The sequence below is a fragment of the Herbiconiux sp. UC225_62 genome (assembly GCF_042694625.1).
Classification (GTDB): Bacteria; Actinomycetota; Actinomycetes; order Actinomycetales; family Microbacteriaceae; genus Herbiconiux.
On record NZ_CP170551.1, the window covers coordinates 2701576 to 2724409 of the forward strand.

Consider the following 22834-nt stretch of genomic DNA (forward strand, 5'->3'; position numbering starts at 1 on the left):
CATGCCCATCACCGACGCCCACATGCACGTGGGCGACTTCCCGACCTTCGGCGTGAGCCTCGACGAGGACGGGCTGGCGGAGTACCTGGCGAGGAACGACATCGACACCGCGATGGTGTTCCACCAGGACAACGCGATGGTTAGGCGCGTCATCCAGGACGTCCCGGGTGCTTACGGGTTGTACTGGGCGAATCCCAAGAATCCCGACGTGGTCGCGGAGCTCCGGGACTTCCTCGACGACCCGAGGTTCCGCGGGGTGAAGCTGCACCCCTTGATGGACGGCTTCCACCCCGACGACCCGCTGGTCTGGCCCATCATCGAGCTGCTCATCGAACGCGACCTGCCTGCGCTCATCCACTGCGGGCATCCGATCTTCTCGCTGCCATGGAGCATCGAGGAGCTGATCGCGCGCTACGAGGAGGCGAAGATCATCCTCGGTCACATGGGGCACGGGAACGTCGTGTACATCGACGCCTCGATCGGGGTCGCGTCGCGGCATCCGAACGTGTGGCTGGAGACCAGTGGGATGCCGATGAGCATCAAGATCCTCGAGGCCGTGCGCAGAGTAGGCGCGGATCGGGTGATGTACGGGTCGGACGGCCCGTGGCACGAACCCAAGGTCGAGCAGCTCAAGGTGCAACTCGCGGGCCTCGAGCCCGCCGACCTCGACGAGGTCATGAACGGCACCGCCCAGCGCCTCTTCCTCGGCGCCCACGCCTGACCGCCGCATCGACCCGTCACTTCTCGTCGGAAACACGCTCTCAAAGCGACGAGAAGTGACGGGTCGATGCGACGGGCGGGAGGTCAGGCGTCGAAGTGGGCCGCGAAGGACTCGGCGATCGCGAGGACCGAGGCGTGGACGGGGCCGGCGGTGATCGACGGGATGATCGAGGCGTCGGCGACGTGGAGGTTGTCGAGACCGCGGAACCGCAGGTCGGGAGTGACCGGGGCGGCGTCGTCGGCGCCCATGGCGAGGGTGCCGACCGGGTGGTGGTGGGTGATGGCGGCGCGGGCGATGAAGGCGTCGAGCGCGTCGTCGTCGGAGGCATCCGCGCCCGCCTCCGCCAGCCACCGGGCGGGGAGGATCTCCTCGTCGCGCCAGCCGGCCAGTCCGTCCGACCCGCCGACGAGCCGCGCGTGCCGGAGCGCCGCCCGGAACGTGGCGCGATCGTGCTCGGTGTCGAGGTAGTTCGGGTCGATCACGGGCTCGTCGGCGACATCCGGACCCGTGATGCGGAGGGAGCCGCGGCTGGTGGGGTTGGTGACCCCGAACAACAACGTGTAGCCCTCGCCGGGCGCCACGGCTGCGGCCGCCTCGGGGAACGACTCCGAGGCGCCCGGGCCCACGACGCAGCCCACCACGATGTCGGCGGCTCCGGATGTCGCGGAGAGCCCCTCGAGCGAGAGATACGTCATCGACTCCGACAGCTGCAGTCGCGTCGGAGGCACCGGCCGGTTCGACCGGTAGAGGGTGCCGGCGCCGAGCAGATGGTCGTGCAGGTTGCGTCCGACCCGCGGCGATGACAGCACGGGGGAGACCCCCGCCGCGGCGAGCACCTCGGGGTCGCCGACGCCCGAGCGCATGAGGAGGAGCGGATCGCCGATCGAGCCGCCCGCCAGGATGATCTGCCCGGCCGTGATCACCTCGTCGACCCCGTCGCGCGTCACCTCGACACCCGTGACCCGTCCGTTCGCGATCACCAGGCGATGCACGGTCACCCCGGTGAGCAGGGTGAGGTTCGGGCGGCCGAGCACCGGATCGAGGTAAACGTCGGAGACGGTGACCCGGTTTCCGTCGCGGATGGTGAGCGAGTTCGGCGTGGCGCCGAGCATCTCGCCCTGGTTGTGGTCGGGGATGCGCGGCACGCCGAGCGCGTTCCAGGCCGCGAGGTAGTCGAGGACCAGGGGGCTCGAGAGCTCCGGCCCGGGGAGCAGCACCGGCAGCGGTCCGTCGGCGCCATGCACCGCGTCCGCTCCGCCGGAAAAGTTCTCGGACGCGCGGAAGAACGGCAGCAGACCGTCCCACGACCAGCGCGGATCGCCGGTCGCCTCGACCCAACGGTCGAAATCGGCCCGACACCCGCGCATGTGCGCCATGGCGTGAACGAGGCTCGAGCCTCCCGGACCCTTGCCCCGGGCCCAGTCGAGGCTTCGCCCGGCAAGCCCGGGCTGGGGCGTGGTGTGGTAGGCCCAGTCGTAGGAACGGCCGTGGATGAACGGCCACAGCTCGGGCCGCCGCATCTCCGGGTCGGTGACCCGCTCACCGGCTTCGAGCACCGTCACCCGACGCGTCGGGTCGGCGCTGAGGCGGTTGGCGAGCACGCTGCCGGCGGAGCCCGCCCCGATGATCAGGACGTCGGAGAGCGCCACCGTCAGTTGCGGGTGTGTCCGGCGTCGACCACGAGGGTCTGCCCGGTGATCCAGCCCGCCTTCTCCGAGGCGAGGAAGGCGACCGCGGGAGCGACGTCCTTCGGCAGCCCGCGACGGTCGAAGGCCTGCATCGGCACGACGTATTCGAACCCGGCCTGGTGGGGTCCCGAGAGCACGCCTTCGCTGGCGATGATGCCCGGTGCGACCGCGTTGATCGTGATGCCGAGCCGCCCGAGCTCGCCCGCGAGCGCGCGCACGAGACCGATCGACGCCCCCTTGGTGGCCACGTAGTGGGCGCAGTCGGGGGTGCCGGCCACGAAGGTGTTCGAGGCGATGTTGACGATGCGGCCGTAGCCCGCGTCGCCCATGACGGGGGTGACGGCGTGGGTCACGAGGTAGAGGCCGTCGAGGTTCACCGACATGACCTTGCGCCACTCCTCGAAGGTGATGTCGGCCCAGGGGGTGAGCGGCACCAGGGCGGCGTTGTTGACGAGCACGTCGATGCGGCCGAGCTCGTCGACGATCTCGCCGACCACGGTGGCCACCTGCTCGGGGCTCGACACGTCGAGCGTCTTCGCGATGCCGCCGATGCGCTCGGCGACCTTCGCCGCGCCCTCGCCGTTCACGTCGGTGACGACGACCTTCAGGCCCTCGCCCGCGAGCTCCTCGGCGATGGCGGCACCGATGCCCTGGGCGGCTCCGGTGACGAGGGCGACGCGCTGTTCTGTCTCAGCCATGGTTCGGTTTCTTCTCTCTGATCGGGTGATGTCGTGACGAGCGGTCAGTTGCCGCCGTAGTACTCCGGTGCGAGCTTCCACTCCTGGAAGGACTCGAGTTCGTGCGACGGGTAGATGTCGGCGTTCTTCGTGCGCGCGAGGTAGTTGAGGCGGCGGATCGCCTCGACCGACTTGGTGGGGTCGAGGTGGAAGCCCGCGATCCACTCCTTCTCGAGCGTGGTGCGGGTGTAGCCGGCGTCGCCGCAGAAGAGCATGCTCTTCTCGTTCTCCAGCTCCACCAGCAGCGAGTAGTGGCCGATGGTGTGGCCGGGCGTCTCGAAGAGCCAGACCCCGGGCACGACCTCGTAGTCGCCGGAGATCGGCTTGTAGGTCACGCCGGGGTGGTCGAAGGTGAGGTCGGAGTAGCCCAGGCGCTCGAACGGCTCCGGCACCTTCGCGTGCCGCAACTCCTCCTTGTGCACGAGGGTGGTGGCCTTCGTGAGGTGCTTGTTGCCGCCCACGTGGTCGAAGTGGAAGTGCGAGTTCACCACGATGTCGACGTCGTCGGGCGTGAAACCACAGCGTGCGAGTTGCGCCGGAATGGTCTGCTCCTCGGTCTGCTCGGGCAGCTCGAAGGGCAGCACCTTGTTGACGTGGTCGAGGTCGAAGCCGGTGTCGTAGAGGATCAGGGCGTCGGGATGCTCGATCAGCACGCTGTACACCGGGAACCGCACCGGGTTGCCGGCATTGATGTGCCAGTGCACGTCGGACTCGTCGATGACGAGCGTGCCGCCATCGAGCAGGTAGACCTTGGGGTCCGTCATCGTGGCCTCATTCCATGGATTCTCATATGGCGCTAATTAACGATCACGTTATGAGAACCGATTTCTCAGTGTCAAGAGGCTCGCTCGGAGTTTACCCATCGGTAACACGCTCAGCCGGCTGCGACGGCGGGGAACTCGGGGAAGGTCGGCGCGAAGTCGTAGTGCGCCCAGCGATAGCAGTGGTCGAGCTGCGGATCCTTCGCGAAGTCGCCGATGCAGGTCGCGTCCTGGTATCGATCGCCGCTGTCGTCGGTGTAGTGCACGCGGCACAGCACCTTCCAGACCGTGTCGGGGACTGCCGGGTCGTCGACCAGGTGGTCGGAGGGCAGCCAGCACTCGGTCGAGGTGATGGCGTCGGCCGGCACGTTGGAGGTGGGACCGGCCACCGCCGCGAGGGTGGTGAGCGCTGCGGCGTCGCGGTCGGAGAGCGGTGCCGGCCCGGCGCATCCGCCGAGCAGGAGGAGCGAGGCGAGAGCGGCGAGACCAGCGAGAGGGAAAGCTGCGCGTCGGGGCATTGGGGTCTCCTTTTCCCTCATGGTCGGGGGCGCGTGTTTCCGGAGTGTTAAACCTGCAGATTCGTCGTTGACGCTGCCTTCGTTCTTCTCATACTGTATCGCTACCCCCGCACATTGTGAGAAGAACGTACCGAATTGATAACAACGAAGTTCGGGGGCCCTTACTCGAGAGGAAATCTTCGGCAATGTTCACATTCAGCAGCGGCATCCAGCGCCGCACCGTCACCCGGGTCGCCGTTCTGGCGACCGCGGGCGCTCTAGCCGTCAGTCTCGCAGCGTGCTCCGGCGGTCGCGGCGGAGACGAATCCACCGGTGACGCCACGACGTCGGCCGGAACCACCGTCAGCAAGTTCGCCCTCGTCGCCCCGGAGAACGAGTCCGACTTCGGCTGGAACCAGGCCGGTCTCATGGGCGCCGACGAGGCGGCCACCGAACTCGGCATCGAGGTCACCCTCGTTCCCGACGCCGGGTGGGACAACACCGAGACCGTGCTCGGCCAGGTCGCCGACGGCGGGGCGCAGTTCATCATCGCCCACGCCTCGGGCTACGGCGTGGCCGCCACCAGCGTGGCCGACGCGAAGGACGTGCCCATCCTGATCCAGGACGCCGGAGAGAACATCCCCGGCAAGATCGCGGTCACCAAGACCGAAGCGCAGGAGGGCGGCTACCTCGCCGGCATCGCGGCGGCGATGACCACCAAGAGCAAGACGATCGGCATCGTGGTCTCGGCCGACGACCTCAACTGGTTCAAGATGTCGGCCGGATTCGCGGAAGGCGTCTACAGCGTCGACCCGTCGATCAACGTGCTCTACACCTCGGTCGGCCCCGCAGCCTACGCCGACGCCGCGGGCGGCAAGACCGCCACCGAGCAGCTCATCGCCTCGGGCGCCGACGTCATCTTCGGCATGGGCGACGGCGCGACCCACGGGTACCTCCAGGCCGTCGAGGCCTCCCCGGGTGTGAAGTACATCGCCGACATCGGCGACGTCAGCTCGGGCCTCAACGACCCGAGCGTCCTGCTCACCTCCGTGCTGTGGAACTACGGACCCACCTACGTCCAGGCGATCACGGATGTCGAGGCCGGCACCTTCGGCGAACAGGGCTACGAGCTCACCACCGACAACGGCGGCCTCTCGCTGCAGGAGACCGACCAGCTGACCCCGGAGATCCAGACCGCGATCGACACCGCCATGGCGGGAATCGCCGACGGCTCGATCGTGCCCACCCCGGCCACGACGCCCGACGAGGTCGCCACGGTCATCGCGGCCAAGGGCGCCTGACCCGACCCGATCAGACAGGACTCGGTGCCGGGCGATCCGGTTCGGCACCGAGTCCGATCCACTCTTGCCGAGGAGACTTTCTTGACACCATCGACCGCGCCGGATGTGATCTCGCTCCGCGACATCACGAAGGCCTTCCCCGGGGTCGTCGCCAACGATCACATCTCGCTCGACATCGTCAGCGGCCAGGTGCACTGCCTGCTCGGCGAGAACGGGGCCGGCAAGTCGACCCTGATCAGCATCCTGGCCGGCATGCAGCAGCCCGACGCCGGCACCATCTCCATCAACGGCGAGCCCGCCGCCATCACCTCGCCGAAGGCCGCCGTGGACTACGGCATCGGGGTGGTGCACCAGCACTCGACGCTGGTGCCGGCCTTCACCGTGCTCGAGAACCTCATGCTCGGCGAGTCCGGCCTCATGCTCAAGAAGAAGCAGGCCACGGAACGCCTCGACGAGCTCTCCGACCTCCTCGGCGCGCAGCTCGACCCCCACGCGCTGGCCTCCGATCTCGGTCTCGGCCAGCAGCAGCAGGTCGAGATCGCGAAGGCGATCTGGAAGGGCAGCCGGCTCCTCGTGCTCGACGAACCCACGTCGATGCTCACCCCCCAGGCCATCGAGCACCTCTCCGAAAGCGTCGCCCGCGTCAAGGCCCAGGGGCTCGCCGTGGTGTTCATCACCCACAAGCTGCGCGAGGCGTACGCCATGGGCGACTGCGTCACCGTGCTCCGCGGCGGCCGCAACGTCGGCCACATCTCGGTGGAGGAGCTCGCGACCTACAGCGAGCCGCAGGCGCAGGACGCCATCCTCCGGGCCATGTTCGGCGACGACCTGAAGACCGTCGGCGCCGAGGATGCGGCCGACCTCGCCGGTGCCACCGAGTCGACCCGCGAGATCCGGAGCATCGACCTGGCCACCCGGCCGGTGCGCCTGGAACTGCTCGGCGTCTCCAGTCACGGGCACGGGCGCGACGTGGAGGTCGACGACGTCGCCCTCCAGGTGCACGAGGGCGAGATCCTCGGGGTGGCCGGCATCGACGGGCACGGCCAGGGAGCGCTCGCCGAGGTCGTCGCCGGCCAGCGGTCGGCGTCATCCGGCACCGTGCGCTTCGACGGCAAGGATGTCACCCGCCTCGGCGTGCGCGCCCGCCAACAGCTCGGCCTCCGCTACGTGACCGACGACCGGCTGCACGAAGGCACCGTCGGCTCGATGTCGGTCGCCCTGAACCTCGTGATCAAGCGGATCGGCCAGCGCCCCTTCTGGCGGTTCGGCCAGATCCAGAACAAGGCCGTCGACCAGGAGGCCACCCGGCTGATCCGGGAGTACGACATCCGAACCCCCTCGCCCGCCACCCGGGCGGGAACCCTCTCGGGCGGCAACATCCAGAAGATCCTGCTCGCCCGCGAGCTCACCCACGGGGCGCGCCTCGTGGTGGTGAACAAGCCGACCTACGGGCTCGACCTGAAGACGGTGCAGCTCGTGCGCGAGATCCTCATCGACTTCGCCTCCGAAGGCGGATCGGTGCTGCTGCTCTCGACCGACCTCGACGAACTCGTCGAGCTCTCGCACCGCATCGAGGTGATCTCGCGCGGCCGGATCGTGGGCAGCGTGACCAATGACGGACCGGGAACGGCCGAGAGAGTGGGCCACTACATGACCGGCGCGATCGAAGGTGTGCAGGCATGATCACCGAGCACAGCCGCACGCGGAACGTGGTCGACGCCCTGGTGCGGTCGATCCTCCCGGTGATCCTGGCGCTCATCGTCGCCGGGTTCATCATGCTCGCGATGGGCAGCAACCCGCTCGACTTCTTCGCCGGGGTCTGGACCTACGGCATCACCGGGGGCAACTGGCAGCGCAGCCTCGTGCTGATGGCACCGCTGGTGATCGTGGCGGTCGGCCTCATCGTCGCCTTCCGTGGCCAGCTCTGGAACCTCGGCTACAACGGGCAGTACCTGCTCGGCGCGGTGGTCGCCTCCGGCGTCGGACCGTATCTCTTCGCGGCACTGCCGGCCTGGCTCGCGACCCTCCTGATCTTCGTGGGCGCCATCCTCGTCGGGGCGGTGTGGTCGCTCATCCCGGCCATTCTCAAGGCGCGCTACGGCACGAACGAGATCATCACCTCGCTCGTCATGTCGTTCATCGCGGTGGGCATCGTGAACCTCCTCATCAAGGGGCCGTTCAAAGACCCGAACACGCCGATGCCGCAGACCGCCGTGATCCCCGACGACCAGTTGCTGCCCTACATCCCGGGCACCGAGATCCACGTCGGCTTCCTCATCGTGATCGTGCTCGCCCTGGTGGCGCAGTTCGTGCTCAGCCGCACCTCGTTCGGGCTGCGGATGGACATCTTCGGAGCCAGCCCCAAGGCGGCCCGGCACGTGGGCATCAACTCCACCTGGATGGTCATCCTGCTCTTCGCGCTCTCGAGCGGGTTGATCGCCTTCGCGGGCTCGATCGACGTGCTCGGGCAGTACACCTACCAGAGGGCGAACTGGGATCCGCACTACGGCGACGCCGTGATGCCCTTCGTCTTCCTCGCACGGCTGAGCCCGCTCGCGGCCATCCCACTCGTCGCGTTCTACGCCGTGCTCGCCACCGGCGGCACGCTCGCGGCCCAGCAGGCGGGCCTGAACGTGGACTTCCTGCTGGTGATCGTGGGTCTCATCCTCATCTTCATGACCATCACCGAGTACGTGGGCGATCGCCGACGGCTCGGACAGAGCTACCTGCCACCGGGATTGCGGCGCACGCTCGTGCGACCCTTCGACGGAATGCGCGGAAGGAAGTCCTCATGAGTGTTCTCTCCGCCGCCTTCGTCACCGTCTTCATCGTCACCGTCATCGCGCAGGCGATGCCGCTCCTGCTCGCATCCGTGGGGGAGACCATCGGCGAGCAGGCCGGTGTGCTCAACCTCGGCATCGAGGGCGTGATGCTCATCGGCGCCTTCTCCGGCTTCGTGGTGACCCTCGCCACGGGGAACTTCTGGCTCGGGATGCTCGCCGGCGCGGTGGGAGGCATCCTGGCCAACCTGGCGATGCTCGTTCTGAACGTCTGGCTCGGGCTCAACCAGATCGTCATCGGCCTCGCGATCACGCTCATCGGCGAGGGCCTCACGAGCGTGCTGTACCTGCAGAACTACTCCAAGTCGAGCACGAGCCTCGGCACGGCGCCCGCGCTGCCCATCCCGTTACTGGCCGACATCCCGGTGGTCGGTCCCGCGATCTTCCAGCAATCGGGCATCTTCTGGGTGTCGCTCCTGCTCGCGATCGCGGTGGGGTTCTTCCTCACCAGGACCAACTGGGGACTGTCGATCCGCTCCGCCGGGCAGAAGCCGTCGTCACTGGATGCGGCGGGCGGCAGCGTGGTGAAGATCCGGTCGCAGGCCGTCATCCTGGGCGGCGCGTTCGTGGGCTTCGGCGGCGCCTATCTCGCGGAGCTCACCACGGCGACCTTCACCCCGTTCATCACGAACGGCTTGGGCTTCATCGCGATCGTGATCACGATGCTCTCGCGCGGACGGATCGTGTTCGTGGTGATCACCTCGTTCATCTACGGTCTCGCCGTGGCGATCGGCCCCGCCCTCCAGGTGCTCGGCTTCGCCGTGCCGGCCGACGTGATCAAGATGCTGCCGTTCATCGTGGTCATCCTGACGCTCATCATCTTCGCGCGCAGTTCGGTGGTTCCACCGGCGCTGGGCGCTCCGTACACCCGCGGCGCGCGCTGACGCGAGCCGGAACAGAAAGGCAGCTCCATGGCACTCCCCGACTTCACCCTCTCGGCCGGGCCGGTCACCGTCTCGGCCCGCACCCTCGCCGGGCTCGGTTCGCCGATCCTCTACCACTACGACCCCGAGTTCCTCGCGACCTTCCGGCGCACGCAGGGCAAGGTGGGGCAGATCTTCCAGACCGAGAACGACATCATCCTCATGCAGGGTGAAGCCATCGTGGGCCTCGAAGGGGCGTTGCGCTCGCTCATCACGCCCGGGATGCACGTGCTCAACCTCGTGCAGGGCGTGTTCGGCAAGGGCACGGGTTACTGGATCGCCGATTTCGGTGCCGTGCTGCACGAGATCGAGGTCGGCTACGACGACGCGGTCTCGCCCGCGCAGGTCGAGGAGTACCTCGACGCGCATCCCGAGATCCAGATGGTGTGCCTGGTGGCCTCCGAGACGCCCTCGGGTACGGTGACGGATGTCGCGGCGATCGGTCCGATGTGCCGTGACCGCGGCATCCTGACCTACGTCGACACCGTCTCCGGCGTGCTCGGCATGCCGTGGAAGACGGACGAGTGGGGCCTGGACCTCTGCGTCGCCGGCGCCCAGAAGTGCCTCGGGGGACCTCCCGGGGTGGCGCTCATCTCGGTGAGCCAGAAGGCATGGGACGTGATGTACGCGAACCCGGCGGCTCCTCGCGATTCCTATCTCTCCCTGATCGACTGGAAGGACAAGTGGCTCGGCGAGGGCCGCTTCCCGTACACACCGTCGGTGAGCGACATGAACGGCCTCGAGGCCTCGCTCGACCAGGCCCTGGAGGAGGGGATCGACGCGGTCGTGGCCCGGCACGAAGCCGCCGCGGCCGTGACCCGGGCCGGCGCGCGCGCGATGGGCCTGGAGCTCTGGGCGAAGCGCGAGGAGATCGCCTCGGCCTGCGTCACCTCCATCCGGCTGCCCGACGAACTCGACAACGCCGTGGTGCGCGACCACGCCCGCGAGGTCTACGGCGTAATGCTCTCGCACGGCCAGGGCGCGGGCAACCTGGTGCGGCTCTCGCACATGGGCCCGACCGCGGGCGGTCTCTACTCGGTGGTGGGCCTCGCGGCGCTCGGCCGCACGCTCGCCGATCTGGGGATGCCCGTCGACATCGGAGCCGGCCTCGAGGCCGCGCTCGCCCTGCTCAGCACCCAGCGGCACTGACATCTTCCGTCACGTTCGCGCGGTGCACGATTAGGATCGACAGGTGGTTCAGATGAGCACACGACAGCCGACCGGGGGCCGGGAGACCGGCTCCGCCGAAGACGGAGACGCAGTGACGGCGCAGCCGCAGCGCACCAAAGGCGTGGACAGCGCGCGCCGAGCACTCCAGATCCTGCTCCAGTTCAACGAGAACACGCCCGAACTGACGGTCGAGAACCTCATCGAGGATCACGACATCTCGGTGCCGAGCGCCTACCGGTACATCTCGCTGTTGCGGGAGATGGACCTGATCGAGGAGCGGGAGAAGGGGCGTTTCGTGCTCTCCCCGCAGGTGCTGCGGCTGGCGCGGGCGGCGGAGGCGTCGTTCGACTACCGGGCGCAGGCCCAGCCGATCCTCAACCGCCTGGCGGAGGTGACGGGCGAGACCGCGCTCTATCTGCGCCGGGTGAACGACTCGGCCGTCTGTCTCGCGATCGCCGAGTCGGATCATCCGATCTCCATCTCGTTCCAGCCGGGCAACCTGATGCCTCTGCACAGCGGAGCGGCGGCGAAGCTGCTGCTGAGCGACCTCTCCCCGGCGAAGCTCGCCCAGTACTTCCAGCGGGTCGGGCCGACGTTGACGAAGGCGGCCCGGGCGACCCTCGAGACCGACCTCGACGCGATCCGGGCGACCGGCTATGCCGAGAGCGCGGGCGAGGTCGACCAGGGAGTCTGGGCGAGCGCTGCGGGCATCCACGTGCGCGGGCGACTCGTCGGCGCGGTGACGGTGGTCGCGCCGGCGTACCGGCTCTCGGAGGAGCATCGCGACACCATCGCCGACGCGGTGCGCACGGGCGCGCGTGACCTGGAAGCCGCCCTGGCCGCGAGAGGCTGACACGTCCTAGAGTTCTGGCATGAGCACGTTGCTCTCGCTGAACGTCGGGCTGCCGAAGGATGTGCCGTGGCAGGGCGAGACGGTGCACACCGGCATCTACAAGGAGCCGGTCGAGGGTGCGCGGATGGTGCGTCGCCTCAACGTCGACGGTGACGGGCAGGGCGACCTCGCGGGGCATGGCGGCGAGCAGCGCGCCGTGTTCGTCTACCAGCAGCAGTCCTACGAGTATTGGTCGGATTTCCTCGTGCGCGACGATCTCACCCCGGGTGCCTTCGGCGAGAACTTCACCGTCGACGGGCTGCCCGACGACGAGGTGTGCATCGGCGACCGCTACCGCATCGGCGAGGCCGAGTTCGAGGTCACCCAACCCCGCGTGACCTGCTTCCGGGTGGGCCTTCGGTTGGCCGAGCCGAGGATGGCCGCGTTGCTGGTCGGCCACCACCGGCCGGGCTTCTATTTCCGCGTGATCACCGAGGGCGAGGTGCGCGCCGGCGACGCCATCGTCAAGACACGCACCGGGCCGCACGGGTTGACGGTGGCGCGGACCGACGCGCTGCTCTATCTGCCGGGCCGATCGGAGGACGACCTCCGCAAGGCGGTCGACATCCCCGCGCTCAGCCCGGGCTGGCAGCAGTCGTTCCACGACCTGCTGGGCACCGACCTCGCTGCCGCGACCGTGATCGGCCCGGCGGTCGGCACGAAGCCGGGGTGGAACGGGTTCCGGCCGATGACGGTGAGCCGGACCGTGGCCGAGACTCCGGTGACGACATCCGTGTATCTGACAGCGGATGGGGGAGCCCCGGTCACCGCTCCGCTGCCGGGGCAGTACCTCACGCTGCGCATCTCCCTCCCCGACGGCAGCACCGCGGTGCGCAGCTACTCGATCTCGGGCATGCCCGACCCGGCGAGCTACCGCATCACCGTGAAGCGCGAAGACCATGGGCGGATCAGCCGGTACCTCCACGATCAGGTGACGGTCGGGGCCTCGCTGGATGTCGCCGCTCCGCGTGGTGAGTTCGTGCTGCGCGAGGGCGACGACCCGGTTCTGCTCGTCTCGGCGGGCGTGGGCGTCACGCCCGTGATCTCGATGCTCCGCGGGCTGGCGGAGGCGAAGAGCGAGCGGGAGATCTGGTGGCTCCAGGCCGACCGCACGCCCGACGACCTGGTGTTCGCTCGCGAGGTCGCCGAGCACCTGCAGCGCTTGCCGAACGCGCGCGCCGTGACCTTCTACACGCGGTATCCGACTCCGGTCGCGGGCGGCGTGGCCGGACGGCCGACGGAACAGCGTCTGCGCGAGCTCGGCGTTCCGGCCGGGTCGTCGGCCTACGTCTGCGGGCCGGCCGCCTTCATCTCCGACCTGACGACCGCCCTCCGCGATCTGGGGCTCGACCCGGGCCGCATCCACTCGGAGGTGTTCACGACGCTCGCGCCGATGACTCCTGGCGTCGTGGCCCGCCAGACCGTGCCGCCGCACCAGCCGGCCGGTGCTCCCGGAACCGGGCCCGCGATCACCTTCGCCCGCAGCGGCCTCACCGTGCGCTGGCGCGACTCCGACACCTCACTCCTCGGTCTCGCCGAGGCCGGCGACGTGCCCGTGCGGTTCTCCTGCCGCACCGGGGTCTGCCACACCTGCGTCACACCCCTCATCGCCGGTGACGTGCGCTACGACCCCGATCCGCTCGAGCTGCCGCCGGAGGGCCAGGTGCTCATCTGCTGCGCCCAACCCACCTCCGACCTCGTGCTCGACGCCTGACCCGGATTCAGCCAGCATCGTGACGACCGTTTGGGGAATTCGCGGAAACCCGTCACAGATCCGGAGGCTGTCCGGTCTCCCTTGATGGAGACCCGAATCCACCGCACCGATGTCCGCACCAGGAGGCAACGCCCATGACCGAATCGCCGTCAGAATCGGGCCCCGCGATCGACGCGAGCGACGACGGACTCGACGACGCCGCCGCGGTGTTCGCCGAGGTGCGGGGCCGCCTCTTCGGGATCGCCTACCGGATGCTCGGCAGCTCCGCCGACGCCGAGGACATCGTGCAGGACGTGTGGCTGCGCTGGCAGACCTACGACCGCAGTGTCGTGCTCGAACCCGCCGCCTTCCTCGCCACCGCCACCACCCGCCTCTCCATCAACATGCTCCAGTCGGCCCGGATGCGCCGCGAGACCTACATCGGACCCTGGCTCCCCGAGCCGATCAACACCCGCGACGACCCCGAGCTCGGCGCCGAGCGCGGCGAGGCGCTGGAGTTCGCGATGATGTTGCTGCTCGAGAAGCTGACGCCCACCGAGCGGGCCGCCTACGTCCTGCGCGAGGCCTTCGACTATCCCTACGACCAGATCGCGCAGATCGTGCAACTGAAGGAGCCTGCGACACGGCAACTGGTCAGCCGTGCCCGCAAACGACTCGCCTCCGAACGCCGTACGGCCGTGGCCGCGACCGAGCAGCAGCGGCTGCTCGCAGCCTTCCTGCAGGCTGCCCAGGCCGGTGACGTCACGGCGCTCGAAGAGCTCTTCGCGGCCGACGTGGTGAGCTACACCGACGGCAATGGGGCCAAGCTCGCCGCTCGCATCCCGGTGATCGGCCGCAGCCGGGTGGCGAAGTTCATCGCCGCCTTCTCCCGCCACTTCTGGTCCGGCAAGACCATCGAGTGGGTCGAGTACAACGGCCGGCCCGGTGCCGCGGTGATGCAGGACGGCGTCGTCACGACCTCGCTGACGGTCACGATCGGCGACGACGGGATCGAGCAGCTCCTGTGGACGATGAATCCTGAGAAGCTCGGCCGCGTTCTGCCCGCCCCCAGCCTGTGACGACCGGCACCGACGACCTGTTCAGCGAACGTGAGCGGCTCGTCGACATCGCCCAGGGGATCCTGCCCTCCACGACCGAGGCCGAACGCGCCGTCGATCTCACGTTCGCGCGCTGGCTCGAGCTCTCGTCCGACGAGCGTGCTTCGACCGGATCGCGGCGCGAGCGGCTGACCGAGATCCTCGCCCGCATCTGCCTCGACCTGCTCGGCTACACGCCGGCGCCCTCTCACTCGGCGGCGCCACCGCCGTCCCGGCCGCCGCTCGAGCCGTCGGAACCGGCCGACCGCGTCACCCTCGACGACTCGATGTACATGCTGCTGCTGGTGGTGCTCGATTCGCTCCGGCCCGAGGAACGGGTCGCGTTCATCCTGCACGACGTCTTCGGCGTGGCGTACCGCGGGATCGCCGACGTCGTCGGTCGGTCGCCGGATGACGCGCGCGAGCTCGCTCGCTCGGCCCGGCGCCGGATCCAGCAGCAGCGCCTGCGTGAGTCGCCTCCCGACCGGCACCGGTCCGTCGTGCTCGCGCTCCTGAGCGCGGTGGAGGAGAAGGATGCGATCGCGGTGTGCCGTCTCCTGCACGATGACGTGATCGCCCTCGTCGACACCGGCGGCACCGCGGAGGTCGCGCCTGCGCCGGTGAGCGGCGCCGAGAAAGTGGCGCGGCTGTTGATCGCGCTCTCCGGACTCACTCCTCCCGTGACGGTGTCTGCCCAGTCGGTGAACGGACGTCTGGGCCTCGTGGCGCGGCGAGAGGGGCGGGTCGTCGGCGTCGTGAGCCTGAGTGTCGCGGCCGACGCCATCCGCGACATCTGGATCGTGCTGGCCCCCGAGAAGCTCGCCCGCTGGAACGACTCCTGACCCGACCCGGGTTGCGCGACGGGCTCGGGCGTTCAGGCGGTGGTGGGGATGAGGCGCAAAGTGAAGGCGCGCACGCGCGGGGCGTTCACCTCGGTGACGCCCGGCTCCTGGCCGCGGTACTTCGCGGTGTACGCGGCGTCGATGCGGTCGAGTTCGACGGGGTCGTCGACGTGCTCGACGGTGACCGGGTAGCGCGTCGACCCGTCGGCGAGGGCGAGCCGCCCCGTGCGCCGCACCCGCGCGTACCACTTCGACTTCTCGCCGTAGCCGTTCCGGATGTAGGGCACCCCGTCCACGACGACACCCCAGATCGGCGTGGTCTGCTCCCGCCCGTCACGCGTCTCACTTACGATCCGGATCGTGTCGGTGTCCCCGACATACTCGACCGCACCCATGTCTGCGCCCTCCCGTTCCGGCGAACCCGTGCCCCGCCGTCTCGTCGTGGCAACCCGCGCCACCCGGTGCGCCCATGCTGCCACCACCCTTGCCCCGACGGAAGCGTACGGGTAGCGCCACGGCCTCTCCCCGCGCGTACGCTTCCGCGCGCTCGCGCAGTCCGCGAGGTAGCGCCAACGGCCTCATTCTCTCGACCGGCACGACACTGAGCGCGACCCCGCGCGCGGAGACTCACCACCACGGCGCCGGTCGCGAAAGAGGTCCCGCGAGGTGGCGGCAGGTCGCATCAGAGGCGTCGCGGAGTACTACTTCCGCGACTCCGCGGGCACGGTGCGGTGCGCGGGAGCGTGAAGTGGCCTCTCGGGCACTACTTTGCGCGGGGCGCGAGACGCGAGGCGTGGGGCGCGCGGGCTACTTGAGCAGGCGCGAGAGCACGCGGTCGGCCAGGGGCTTGCCGCCGGTCTGGCAGGTGGGGCAGTACTGGAGGCTCGAGTCGGCGTAGGTGACCTGGCGCACGGTGTCGCCGCAGACGGGGCAGGGCTGCCCGGTTCGCCCGTGCACCTGCAGCCCGGACTTCTTCTCGGCCTTCAACTCGGACGCCGCGAGCCCGTCGGCCCGCGCGATCGCCCCGCGGAGCGTGTCGTTCAGCGCGGCGTAGAGCACCGAGACCTCGGCGCGCGACATGGCCGCGGGCTTGAACGGCGACATCTTCGCCGCGTGCAGGATCTCATCGGAGTACGCGTTGCCGATCCCCGCGATGAGCGACTGGCTGCGCAGCACCCCCTTGATCTGCGCGCGACCGGCAGCGGCCAGGATGCCGGCGAAGACGTCTGCGGTGAACGCCGGGTCGAGCGGATCAGGCCCGAGCCGCGCCACCCCCGGCACCTCGGACGGATCGCGCACCACGTAGAGCGCCAGGCTCTTCTTCGTTCCCGCTTCCGTCACGTCGAACCCCCGACCCGTCGTCGAGCACGAGCCGAGCGGCCAGCGGCCCCTTGCCCGGGCGCCCCGACGGCGGAGGGGGAGGCCCGTCACGCCAGCGCACCCAACCGGCCCGCGCCAGATGGAGCAGCAGATGCAGCGACCCGATCTCGAAATCGAGGAACTTGCCGTGCCGCGTCACACCCTGGACGGTCTCCCCGGCCAGCGCGGACACCGGCGGATCGAAGGTCTTGAGAGCCGCGAACGACACCACGTCGACCCGGTCGACCACCCGCCCGGTGAGGCGCGCGCCGAGATCCGCGACGAGCGCGGTGACTTCGGGAAGTTCAGGCACCCCTCCAGTCTCCGCCACACCACCGACATCGGGGTAGCGACATCCGCCCGGTCCCGGCAGTACCATGCACCCACGCATCCCGCTGCGAGCGCCCGGAAGGAGCCCCGATGGACCCCGCCCCCGAGCCGACCCGCCGCGTCGACTGGCTCGAGCTCTTCTTCGACCTCGTCTTCGTCGTGATCGTCAAGCAGCTCACCGACGTCTTGCACAGCGACGGCGGCGGCCGTCCGGATGCCGCCGACTTCCTGCTCGTGATCGGGCTCATGGTGCCCGTCTGGGCCGCCTGGCTGAACGTCACCCTCTTCGTGAACCAGGCGGGCGGCTCAGCCTCGAGCCGCCCGCTCTCCGTGCTGGTCTCGATGGCCGGCGTCGGACTCATCGCGGTGTCGATCCCCGAGGTCACGGGCGAGGGCGGGGCGCTCTTCGCCCTCGGCTACGCGGTCGCCCGGGTCGCCGTTTGGCCCGCCTGGGCCCGAACCCTGCGACAGCGCGGCGCAGGCATCCTGCGACCCGCCCTGTTCGGCCCCGGACTCGCGGCGCTCTGGCTCGCCTCCATCGCCGTTCCCGACACTTACCGCTTCGCCGTCTGGGGTGTGCTCGTGGTGATCGAGGGCGCCATCGTCGTCCGCAACCTCGGCACGGCCTCGTTCCAGGTCGGTCACCTCATCGAACGTGTGGGCCTGTTCACCATGATCGTGCTCGGCGAGGGCGTGGTCGAGCTGATCCTCGCCATCCGGATCGGCCAGTCGCCCGTCGCCTGGCTGATCGCGGCGCTCGGCTTCGCCCTCCTCTGCTCGTTCTGGTGGATGTACTTCCGCTCGGGCGCTCCCGTCGCCGAGCGGGTGCTCGGCCACGGCTCGCTCGTGGTGCTGCGCGACGTGTTGGGCGTCGCCCACTACCTCATCGTGCTGGGGCTGATCGGCGTCGCCGCGGGCCTCGGCAGCGCGATCGTGCAAGCGGATGACGCCCGCCTCTCGTTCGGCACCATCGTGGCGCTCTGCGGCGGCACGGCGCTCTACCACGGAGCCCAGGTACTGACCGCCTGGCGCTACGGGCTGCCGATGCGCCTGCTCGTGATCTGGGGACTGCTCAGCCTGACCCTCTCGGGCGTGGTCATCGCGGTCGGGGGAGCGTGGGCGCCCTGGGTGGTGGTCGCGGTCATGCTCGTCGACGCGCTGCTGCACACCGCGACCGGTCCGATCGTGGCCCGCCGGGTGCGCGCGGGGTAGCGTGGGCGGGATGAACAGTTCCGAGTGGACCCTCGTCGCCGGTGACGTCTTCCAGCGCCGCTACGATCCGCTCGACGTGTCGGTGATCGCGATCGTCGGCGAGACCGGCGTCACGGTCGTCGACACCCGCAACAACCCGGCCGAGGCGGATGAGATCGTGCACGACGTCGAGGCGCGCTTCGCCCGCCCGATCGTCGCGGTGGTCAACACCCACGCGCACTACGACCACACCTTCGGCAACGAGCGCTTCACCCGCGAGCCCGGGTTCAGCGGCGTCCCGATCTACGGGCACGCCCTCATCCCTCGCCACTACGAGGAGTTCGAGGGCCCCCGCCTCGCCGCCGTGCAGGCGGATCCGTCGCGCGAGCCCGACAAGCAATGGGCCGAGGTGCGGCTCACCCCGCCGACCGAGCTGGTGCACGCGCCCGTGACGACGCATCCGGGCGGTCGCACCATCGAATTGATCCCGATCGCGCCGGGGCACACCGACACCGACCTCGCCGTGTTCGTTCCGGACGCGCGGGTCTGGCTCCTCGGAGACGTGATCGAGGAGTCGGGTCCGCCGATGTTCGGCTCCGGATGCTTCCCGCTGGGCTGGCCGGGCGCGCTCGACGACCTGCTTGACCGCATCGAGCCGGGCGACGCCGTGGTGCCGGGACACGGCGCCGTGGTCGACCGCGCCTTCGTCGAGCGGCAGGCGGATCATCTGCGCGGCGTCGCGGAACTCATCCGCTCCGCTCACGCCGAGCACACCCCGGTCAGTGAAGTCGAGCTGCCGGCGGGACTTCTGACGCTGTGGCCGGAGAGCTTCCTCCGCTCAGCGTTGACGGCGGGCTACGCCGAGATCGACGCCCAGCCGCCCGCGCACTGACGAACGGCTCCGCTCCCGGACGGGGTCGCGCCCGAGCAGCCTCGCGGCAGGAAGCGACACGCGGAGAACGACGAAGCGGCCCCGCTCGCTCAGCGAGGGGGCCGCTTCGTCTTTGCGATGTAGCTACCGGGTCACGCGGCCGGCCCGCGCCCGCACCCGCGTCAGCACGAGGCCCGCGCCGAGCAGCAGGAACAGCGAGCTGAGCGCGACCCACGGCAGCGGCTCCGCGCCGGTCGAGGCCAGCGCGACCGGCTTGCCGTCACCCGCGGGCGTCGTGGCCGGCGGCGGTGTCGTCAAGGCGGCGGTCACCGTGAACGCCACGCTCGCGAGCACCGTGCCGGGGTCGGCCGACGCGGCGAGGGTGATCGTGTGCGCACCCACGGCCGTGGTGGCGGGGATCACGACGTCCTTCAGCGTGAGCTTCCCGTCGGCGTCCGCGACGGCGCTGCCGAGCGTCACCGGGTCGGAGTGGAGCACCACGGTGTACTGCGTGCCCGCGGCGAGGCCCTCGGCCTTGATCGTGGTCGTGCCTCCGGCCTTCACCGTCGACGGGGTCGCCGTGACGGTGGGGTCGGCCTCGGCCGGCGGGTTCGGGCCCTGCGGTCCGAGCGCGAGGTCGCACGAGATCGTGCCCGACCAGAGCGAGTGCCCGCGGTTGTTCCCGTCATCGGAGCGGATGACCTCCTTCACGCCGTCGACGCAGGTCGAGTTCGGCGCGATGGCGAAGCCCTCGAGGTTGTAGTCGGGCAGACCGGTCGGACGGTCGTAGATCCGGTCGACCGCGAAGGCGCCCTCGGCGTCGATCTTCAGCAGGGTGGCGGACCCGGCGGAGGTGTTGTCGGCCACGGCCCAGACACGCTGGGCATCCGGGTCCCACTGCGTGTCCTGGATCATCGGCAGGCCCGTGTCGATCGTCGCGACGCGGTGGAACGAGCCGTCGGCGTTCAGGGCGTAGGCGTAGAGGTGGCCGTTCTTCTCCAACGCGGTGAAGAACAGGCCGGTGCCGTGGCCGGGGTAGTCGGCCGGGTCGTAGGCCGCACCCGTGCTCTGGTCGACGAAGGCGTTCTCGGTGAGGTAGGAGTCCGGCACCCAGGTGATGCCCTCGAAGCCGAGGTTCGAGTCGGCCTTCACCGGGTCGATGGCGTCGGCGAGGTCGGCGGTGAGCACCCACTGCGTGGTCGGCTGCAGGGTGGTGCCGGCGGCATCCGGGTCGTAGCGCAGCACGCTCTCGAGGGGCACTCCGCTGTTCGCGTTGTCGCGCTCGGTGGTGACGTAGAGGAAGCCGTCAGGACCGACGGTGATGCCCTCGGAGTCCGGCTGGCCGCTCCCGCCCGGGAACACGATGGCCTTGCCGGCGCCCCAGTCGTTCGCGGTGTCGGGAACCCACGTGTCGCCGCTCTTCACGAGGCGGAAGACGGAGCTCTTGTTCTTCGCCGCCCACATCACGTCGGGCTCGCTCGGGTCGATGTCGAGCCCTGAGACGTCCTGCCCGGAGAGCGGGGTGACGAACTGGCAGACGTTGTCGGAGACCTTCCAGTCCTGGCTGCCCGGCCAGGCGATGCCGCCGGCGATCGCGGGTCCGCTCCCGGAGGCCGCCTCGGTCTGGCAGTCGACCTCGCCGCCGTTGCCCGGGTCGCTCGGCGGGATGATCGTGCCGGCGCAGGCTTCGGCGTTCGACGCGCCCCAGCTGGCGGCGGCCGTGTGTACGAAGGACCCCGTGGCGTCGGCGCAGCGCGACCACGATCCGGGCTGGGCGTCGTTCGCGCCCCAGCTGGCGATGTCGACGATGGTGGAGCCGTCGGGGAGGTAGAGCTTCAGCGAGTCGCCGTCGGAGCTGAGTCCCTGGTTCGACAGGAGCACGAGGTAGCCGTGTGCGGGCACGACGGTGCCGTTGGGGGCGTCGAGCGCGGCCGGGTTGCTGGTGCTGTCGGCCTGCTTCCACGACGCGACGTCGACATCCGTGTCGCCCGTGTTCACCAGCTCGTAGCCGTCGTGGGTGGGGTCGTCGTTCGCCGACGTGACCTCGTTGACCTTGATCGCCTTCCACGAGTCGTCGTCGGGGTCGGTGGGATCGGTCGGGTCGGTCGTCTCCGGGTTCAGCCCACCCTTCGAGGACGCGGCCTGCTGCACGAAGTCCCCGGTCCCGTTCGGCACCCGGCCGTAGGTGTCGAGGTGGAAGTCGCCCCACTCGTAGGAGTCGAGCAAGGTCGTGCCGTCGGGGGCGAACAGGCTCAGCTCGTCGCCCTTCTTGAGCTTGAAGGTGTCGCTCTCGGCGACGTAGACCGCGCCGGGAGCGATGACCGTTCCGCTCGGCAAGGTGAGAGAGACCGCGTTCTCGCGACCCGTGAGCACGGAACCGGATGCGTCGAGCGGCTGCGTTCCCGTGTTGATGAGCTCAGCCCAGTCGGGCTTGCCGTCGGTCTCGATCTCGTTGATCTTGAGACCTGAGAGCGCAGAGTCGGAGGGGGCGTCGTCGGCGGCGTGAGCCGCGGCCGGAACGGCGAAGAGGCCGGTCAGCACGAGGGCTGAGCCGGCGACGAGGGCCAGTGGGCGGGGGAGTCGTTTCAGCACGAGCCCACGCTGACGGGGCCGGGAGAACGGCAGGTGACCTGCGGGTGTCGGAAAGCTGAACGCCCCTCCTCGCGACGAGCACAGGCGAGGAGGGGCGAGCGGTGAAACGGGCGGGAAGCGTCAGCGCGCCCCGAGCAGGTGCTCCATGGCGAGCTGCTGCAGGCGCACGAAGCCGAAGCCCTTGCCGCCGAAGTAGGCGGCGGCGTCGAAGTCCTCGTAGGAGGCGCGGTCGCCGATGAGGGCGTCGAAGCCCTCGCCCGCGTTCAGGGTCGGCGTGTTGACCTCGTCGACCTTCGAGGCCTCGAGAGCCTCCTGCACGGCAGGATCGGCGCGGAAGGCGGCCGCCCGCTCCTTCAGCAGCAGGTACATCCGCATGTTCGCCTCCACCGAGTCCCACACCCCGGTGGCGTCCTCCGTGCGCGACGGCTTGTAGTCGAAGTGGCGCGGCCCGTCGTAGGCGGGCGTGCCGCCGGGGCCGCCGTTCTCCAACAGGTCGACCAGCGAGAACGCGCTCTGCACGTCGCCGTGTCCGAACACCAGATCCTGGTCGAACTTCACGCCGCGCTGACCGTTCAGGTCGATGTGGAAGAGCTTGCCGGCGTCGAGCGCCTGCGCGATGCCGTGCGTGAAATTGAGTCCGGCCATCTGCTCGTGCCCGGTCTCGGGGTTCAGGCCCACCAGCTCCGGTCGCTCGAGGGTGGCGATGAACCCGAGCGCGTGGCCGACCGTGGGGAGCAGGATGTCGCCGCGGGGCTCGTTCGGCTTCGGCTCGATCGCGAACTTGAGGTCGTAGCCCTTCTCCACCACGTAGTCGCCGAGCAGGTTCACGGCCTCGCGGTAGCGCTCCAGTGCGCCCCGGATGTCTTTGGCCGCGTCGTACTCGCTGCCCTCCCGGCCGCCCCACATCACGAAGGTGGTGGCGCCCAACTCGGCGGCGAGGTCGAGGTTGCGGATGACTTTCCGCAGAGCGAACCGGCGCACGGCCCGGTCGTTCGAGGTGAATCCGCCGTCCTTGAAGACCGGGTGGGAGAACAGGTTGGTGGTCACCATCTCGACCACCACGCCCGTGTCGGCCGTCACCTGCTTGAGGCGGTCGATCTCGCGCTGGCGCTCGGCATCCGTCGACTCGAACGGGAAGAGGTCGTCGTCGTGGAAGGTGATTCCCCACACCCCACGCGACGCGAGCCCCTCGACGGCCTCGACCGTGTCGAGGTGGGGCCGGGTGGGGCCGCCGAACTGGTCCTGCGCGTTCCAGCCCAGGGTCCACAGACCGAAGGAGAACTTGTCGTCGCGCGTAGGGGTGAGAGTCATGGTGAGGCTTTCTGTTCT

19 protein-coding genes and 1 pseudogene are annotated in these 22834 nt (G+C 69.6%); 12 read left to right on the top strand and 8 right to left on the bottom strand.

Annotated elements, in window-relative coordinates; genetic code table 11:
- Nucleotide 1 precedes the first annotated feature (1 nt).
- Complete coding sequence (locus ACFJGU_RS13185; protein ID WP_382303962.1) at nucleotides 2–721, top strand: amidohydrolase family protein; 720 nt, start codon at nucleotides 2–4, stop codon at nucleotides 719–721.
- An 83-nt stretch (nucleotides 722–804) separates the two neighbouring features.
- Here ACFJGU_RS13185 and ACFJGU_RS13190 read toward each other — a convergent pair whose 3' ends face one another.
- The 4 genes from ACFJGU_RS13190 to ACFJGU_RS13205 form a co-directional block, all read right to left on the bottom strand.
- Nucleotides 805–2370 carry a GMC family oxidoreductase gene (locus ACFJGU_RS13190; protein ID WP_382303963.1) on the bottom strand — a complete coding sequence of 522 codons (1566 nt, stop codon included), beginning with the start codon at nucleotides 2368–2370 and terminating at the stop codon, nucleotides 805–807.
- Between the two features lie 2 nt (nucleotides 2371–2372).
- Entirely contained in the window at nucleotides 2373–3107 is a 735-nt protein-coding gene (locus ACFJGU_RS13195) for an SDR family NAD(P)-dependent oxidoreductase (RefSeq protein ID WP_382303964.1), read from the bottom strand.
- A gap of 44 nt (nucleotides 3108–3151) precedes the next feature.
- The gene (locus ACFJGU_RS13200) at nucleotides 3152–3910 is read right to left on the bottom strand and encodes an N-acyl homoserine lactonase family protein (RefSeq protein ID WP_382303965.1); all 759 of its coding nucleotides are present in this window, start codon (nucleotides 3908–3910) and stop codon (nucleotides 3152–3154) included.
- A gap of 110 nt (nucleotides 3911–4020) precedes the next feature.
- Complete coding sequence (locus tag ACFJGU_RS13205; protein ID WP_382303966.1) at nucleotides 4021–4425, bottom strand: hypothetical protein; 405 nt, start codon at nucleotides 4423–4425, stop codon at nucleotides 4021–4023.
- A 185-nt stretch (nucleotides 4426–4610) separates the two neighbouring features.
- Between ACFJGU_RS13205 and ACFJGU_RS13210 the strand changes: the two genes are divergently transcribed.
- The 9 genes from ACFJGU_RS13210 (at nucleotide 4611) to ACFJGU_RS13250 (ending at nucleotide 15162) form a co-directional block, all read left to right on the top strand.
- On the top strand, nucleotides 4611–5705 hold the full coding sequence (locus tag ACFJGU_RS13210; protein ID WP_382303967.1) for a BMP family protein: 1095 nt from the start codon (nucleotides 4611–4613) through the stop codon (nucleotides 5703–5705).
- 81 nt (nucleotides 5706–5786) lie between these two features.
- The gene (locus ACFJGU_RS13215; protein WP_382303968.1) at nucleotides 5787–7388 is read left to right on the top strand and encodes an ABC transporter ATP-binding protein; all 1602 of its coding nucleotides are present in this window, start codon (nucleotides 5787–5789) and stop codon (nucleotides 7386–7388) included.
- Complete coding sequence (locus ACFJGU_RS13220; protein ID WP_382303969.1) at nucleotides 7385–8500, top strand: ABC transporter permease; 1116 nt, start codon at nucleotides 7385–7387, stop codon at nucleotides 8498–8500. The genes ACFJGU_RS13215 and ACFJGU_RS13220 overlap by 4 nt, the downstream gene beginning before the upstream one ends.
- Nucleotides 8497–9429, top strand: a complete 933-nt coding sequence (locus ACFJGU_RS13225; RefSeq protein WP_382303970.1) for an ABC transporter permease — start codon at nucleotides 8497–8499, stop codon at nucleotides 9427–9429. The genes ACFJGU_RS13220 and ACFJGU_RS13225 overlap by 4 nt, the downstream gene beginning before the upstream one ends.
- 27 nt (nucleotides 9430–9456) lie before the next feature.
- On the top strand, nucleotides 9457–10617 hold the full coding sequence (locus ACFJGU_RS13230; RefSeq protein ID WP_382303971.1) for a pyridoxal-phosphate-dependent aminotransferase family protein: 1161 nt from the start codon (nucleotides 9457–9459) through the stop codon (nucleotides 10615–10617).
- Nucleotides 10618–10669: 52 nt separating this feature from the next.
- Nucleotides 10670–11491, top strand: a complete 822-nt coding sequence (locus ACFJGU_RS13235; protein ID WP_382303972.1) for an IclR family transcriptional regulator — start codon at nucleotides 10670–10672, stop codon at nucleotides 11489–11491.
- 19 nt (nucleotides 11492–11510) lie between these two features.
- The gene (locus ACFJGU_RS13240) at nucleotides 11511–13244 is read left to right on the top strand and encodes an MOSC domain-containing protein (protein ID WP_382303973.1); all 1734 of its coding nucleotides are present in this window, start codon (nucleotides 11511–11513) and stop codon (nucleotides 13242–13244) included.
- Between the two features lie 134 nt (nucleotides 13245–13378).
- On the top strand, nucleotides 13379–14302 hold the full coding sequence (locus ACFJGU_RS13245; RefSeq protein ID WP_382303974.1) for an RNA polymerase sigma-70 factor: 924 nt from the start codon (nucleotides 13379–13381) through the stop codon (nucleotides 14300–14302).
- Nucleotides 14299–15162, top strand: a complete 864-nt coding sequence (locus tag ACFJGU_RS13250) for a sigma factor-like helix-turn-helix DNA-binding protein (RefSeq protein ID WP_382303975.1) — start codon at nucleotides 14299–14301, stop codon at nucleotides 15160–15162. The genes ACFJGU_RS13245 and ACFJGU_RS13250 overlap by 4 nt, the downstream gene beginning before the upstream one ends.
- Nucleotides 15163–15194: 32 nt before the next feature.
- Here the strand turns inward: ACFJGU_RS13250 and ACFJGU_RS13255 are convergent, their stop codons facing one another.
- Together ACFJGU_RS13255 and ACFJGU_RS13260 are read right to left on the bottom strand one after the other, a co-directional pair.
- Nucleotides 15195–15557 carry a DUF2255 family protein gene (locus ACFJGU_RS13255; RefSeq protein WP_382303976.1) on the bottom strand — a complete coding sequence of 121 codons (363 nt, stop codon included), beginning with the start codon at nucleotides 15555–15557 and terminating at the stop codon, nucleotides 15195–15197.
- 412 nt (nucleotides 15558–15969) lie between these two features.
- Nucleotides 15970–16834: pseudogene (locus tag ACFJGU_RS13260) on the bottom strand (DNA-formamidopyrimidine glycosylase family protein).
- Between the two features lie 107 nt (nucleotides 16835–16941).
- Here ACFJGU_RS13260 and ACFJGU_RS13265 point away from each other — a divergent pair.
- Entirely contained in the window at nucleotides 16942–18063 is a 1122-nt protein-coding gene (locus ACFJGU_RS13265) for a low temperature requirement protein A (RefSeq protein ID WP_382303977.1), read from the top strand.
- A gap of 10 nt (nucleotides 18064–18073) precedes the next feature.
- Nucleotides 18074–18934, top strand: coding sequence for an MBL fold metallo-hydrolase (locus ACFJGU_RS13270; protein ID WP_382303978.1), 861 nt, complete (start codon nucleotides 18074–18076; stop codon nucleotides 18932–18934).
- A gap of 123 nt (nucleotides 18935–19057) precedes the next feature.
- Here ACFJGU_RS13270 and ACFJGU_RS13275 read toward each other — a convergent pair whose 3' ends face one another.
- Both ACFJGU_RS13275 and xylA read right to left on the bottom strand, forming a co-directional pair.
- Entirely contained in the window at nucleotides 19058–21505 is a 2448-nt protein-coding gene (locus tag ACFJGU_RS13275; RefSeq protein WP_382303979.1) for an esterase-like activity of phytase family protein, read from the bottom strand.
- A gap of 120 nt (nucleotides 21506–21625) precedes the next feature.
- The gene (gene xylA, locus ACFJGU_RS13280; RefSeq protein ID WP_382303980.1) at nucleotides 21626–22816 is read right to left on the bottom strand and encodes a xylose isomerase; all 1191 of its coding nucleotides are present in this window, start codon (nucleotides 22814–22816) and stop codon (nucleotides 21626–21628) included.
- Between the last annotated feature and the right edge of the window lie 18 nt (nucleotides 22817–22834).

Coding starts and splice junctions, on each gene's coding strand:
- ACFJGU_RS13185 (WP_382303962.1), top strand. CDS start 2: ATGCCCATCACCGACGCCCACATGCACGTGGGCGACTTCCCGACCTTC.
- ACFJGU_RS13195 (WP_382303964.1), bottom strand. CDS start 3,107: ATGGCTGAGACAGAACAGCGCGTCGCCCTCGTCACCGGAGCCGCCCAG.
- ACFJGU_RS13200 (WP_382303965.1), bottom strand. CDS start 3,910: ATGACGGACCCCAAGGTCTACCTGCTCGATGGCGGCACGCTCGTCATC.
- ACFJGU_RS13205 (WP_382303966.1), bottom strand. CDS start 4,425: ATGCCCCGACGCGCAGCTTTCCCTCTCGCTGGTCTCGCCGCTCTCGCC.
- ACFJGU_RS13210 (WP_382303967.1), top strand. CDS start 4,611: ATGTTCACATTCAGCAGCGGCATCCAGCGCCGCACCGTCACCCGGGTC.
- ACFJGU_RS13220 (WP_382303969.1), top strand. CDS start 7,385: ATGATCACCGAGCACAGCCGCACGCGGAACGTGGTCGACGCCCTGGTG.
- ACFJGU_RS13225 (WP_382303970.1), top strand. CDS start 8,497: ATGAGTGTTCTCTCCGCCGCCTTCGTCACCGTCTTCATCGTCACCGTC.
- ACFJGU_RS13230 (WP_382303971.1), top strand. CDS start 9,457: ATGGCACTCCCCGACTTCACCCTCTCGGCCGGGCCGGTCACCGTCTCG.
- ACFJGU_RS13235 (WP_382303972.1), top strand. CDS start 10,670: ATGAGCACACGACAGCCGACCGGGGGCCGGGAGACCGGCTCCGCCGAA.
- ACFJGU_RS13240 (WP_382303973.1), top strand. CDS start 11,511: ATGAGCACGTTGCTCTCGCTGAACGTCGGGCTGCCGAAGGATGTGCCG.
- ACFJGU_RS13245 (WP_382303974.1), top strand. CDS start 13,379: ATGACCGAATCGCCGTCAGAATCGGGCCCCGCGATCGACGCGAGCGAC.
- ACFJGU_RS13255 (WP_382303976.1), bottom strand. CDS start 15,557: ATGGGTGCGGTCGAGTATGTCGGGGACACCGACACGATCCGGATCGTA.
- ACFJGU_RS13265 (WP_382303977.1), top strand. CDS start 16,942: ATGGACCCCGCCCCCGAGCCGACCCGCCGCGTCGACTGGCTCGAGCTC.
- ACFJGU_RS13270 (WP_382303978.1), top strand. CDS start 18,074: ATGAACAGTTCCGAGTGGACCCTCGTCGCCGGTGACGTCTTCCAGCGC.
- xylA (WP_382303980.1), bottom strand. CDS start 22,816: ATGACTCTCACCCCTACGCGCGACGACAAGTTCTCCTTCGGTCTGTGG.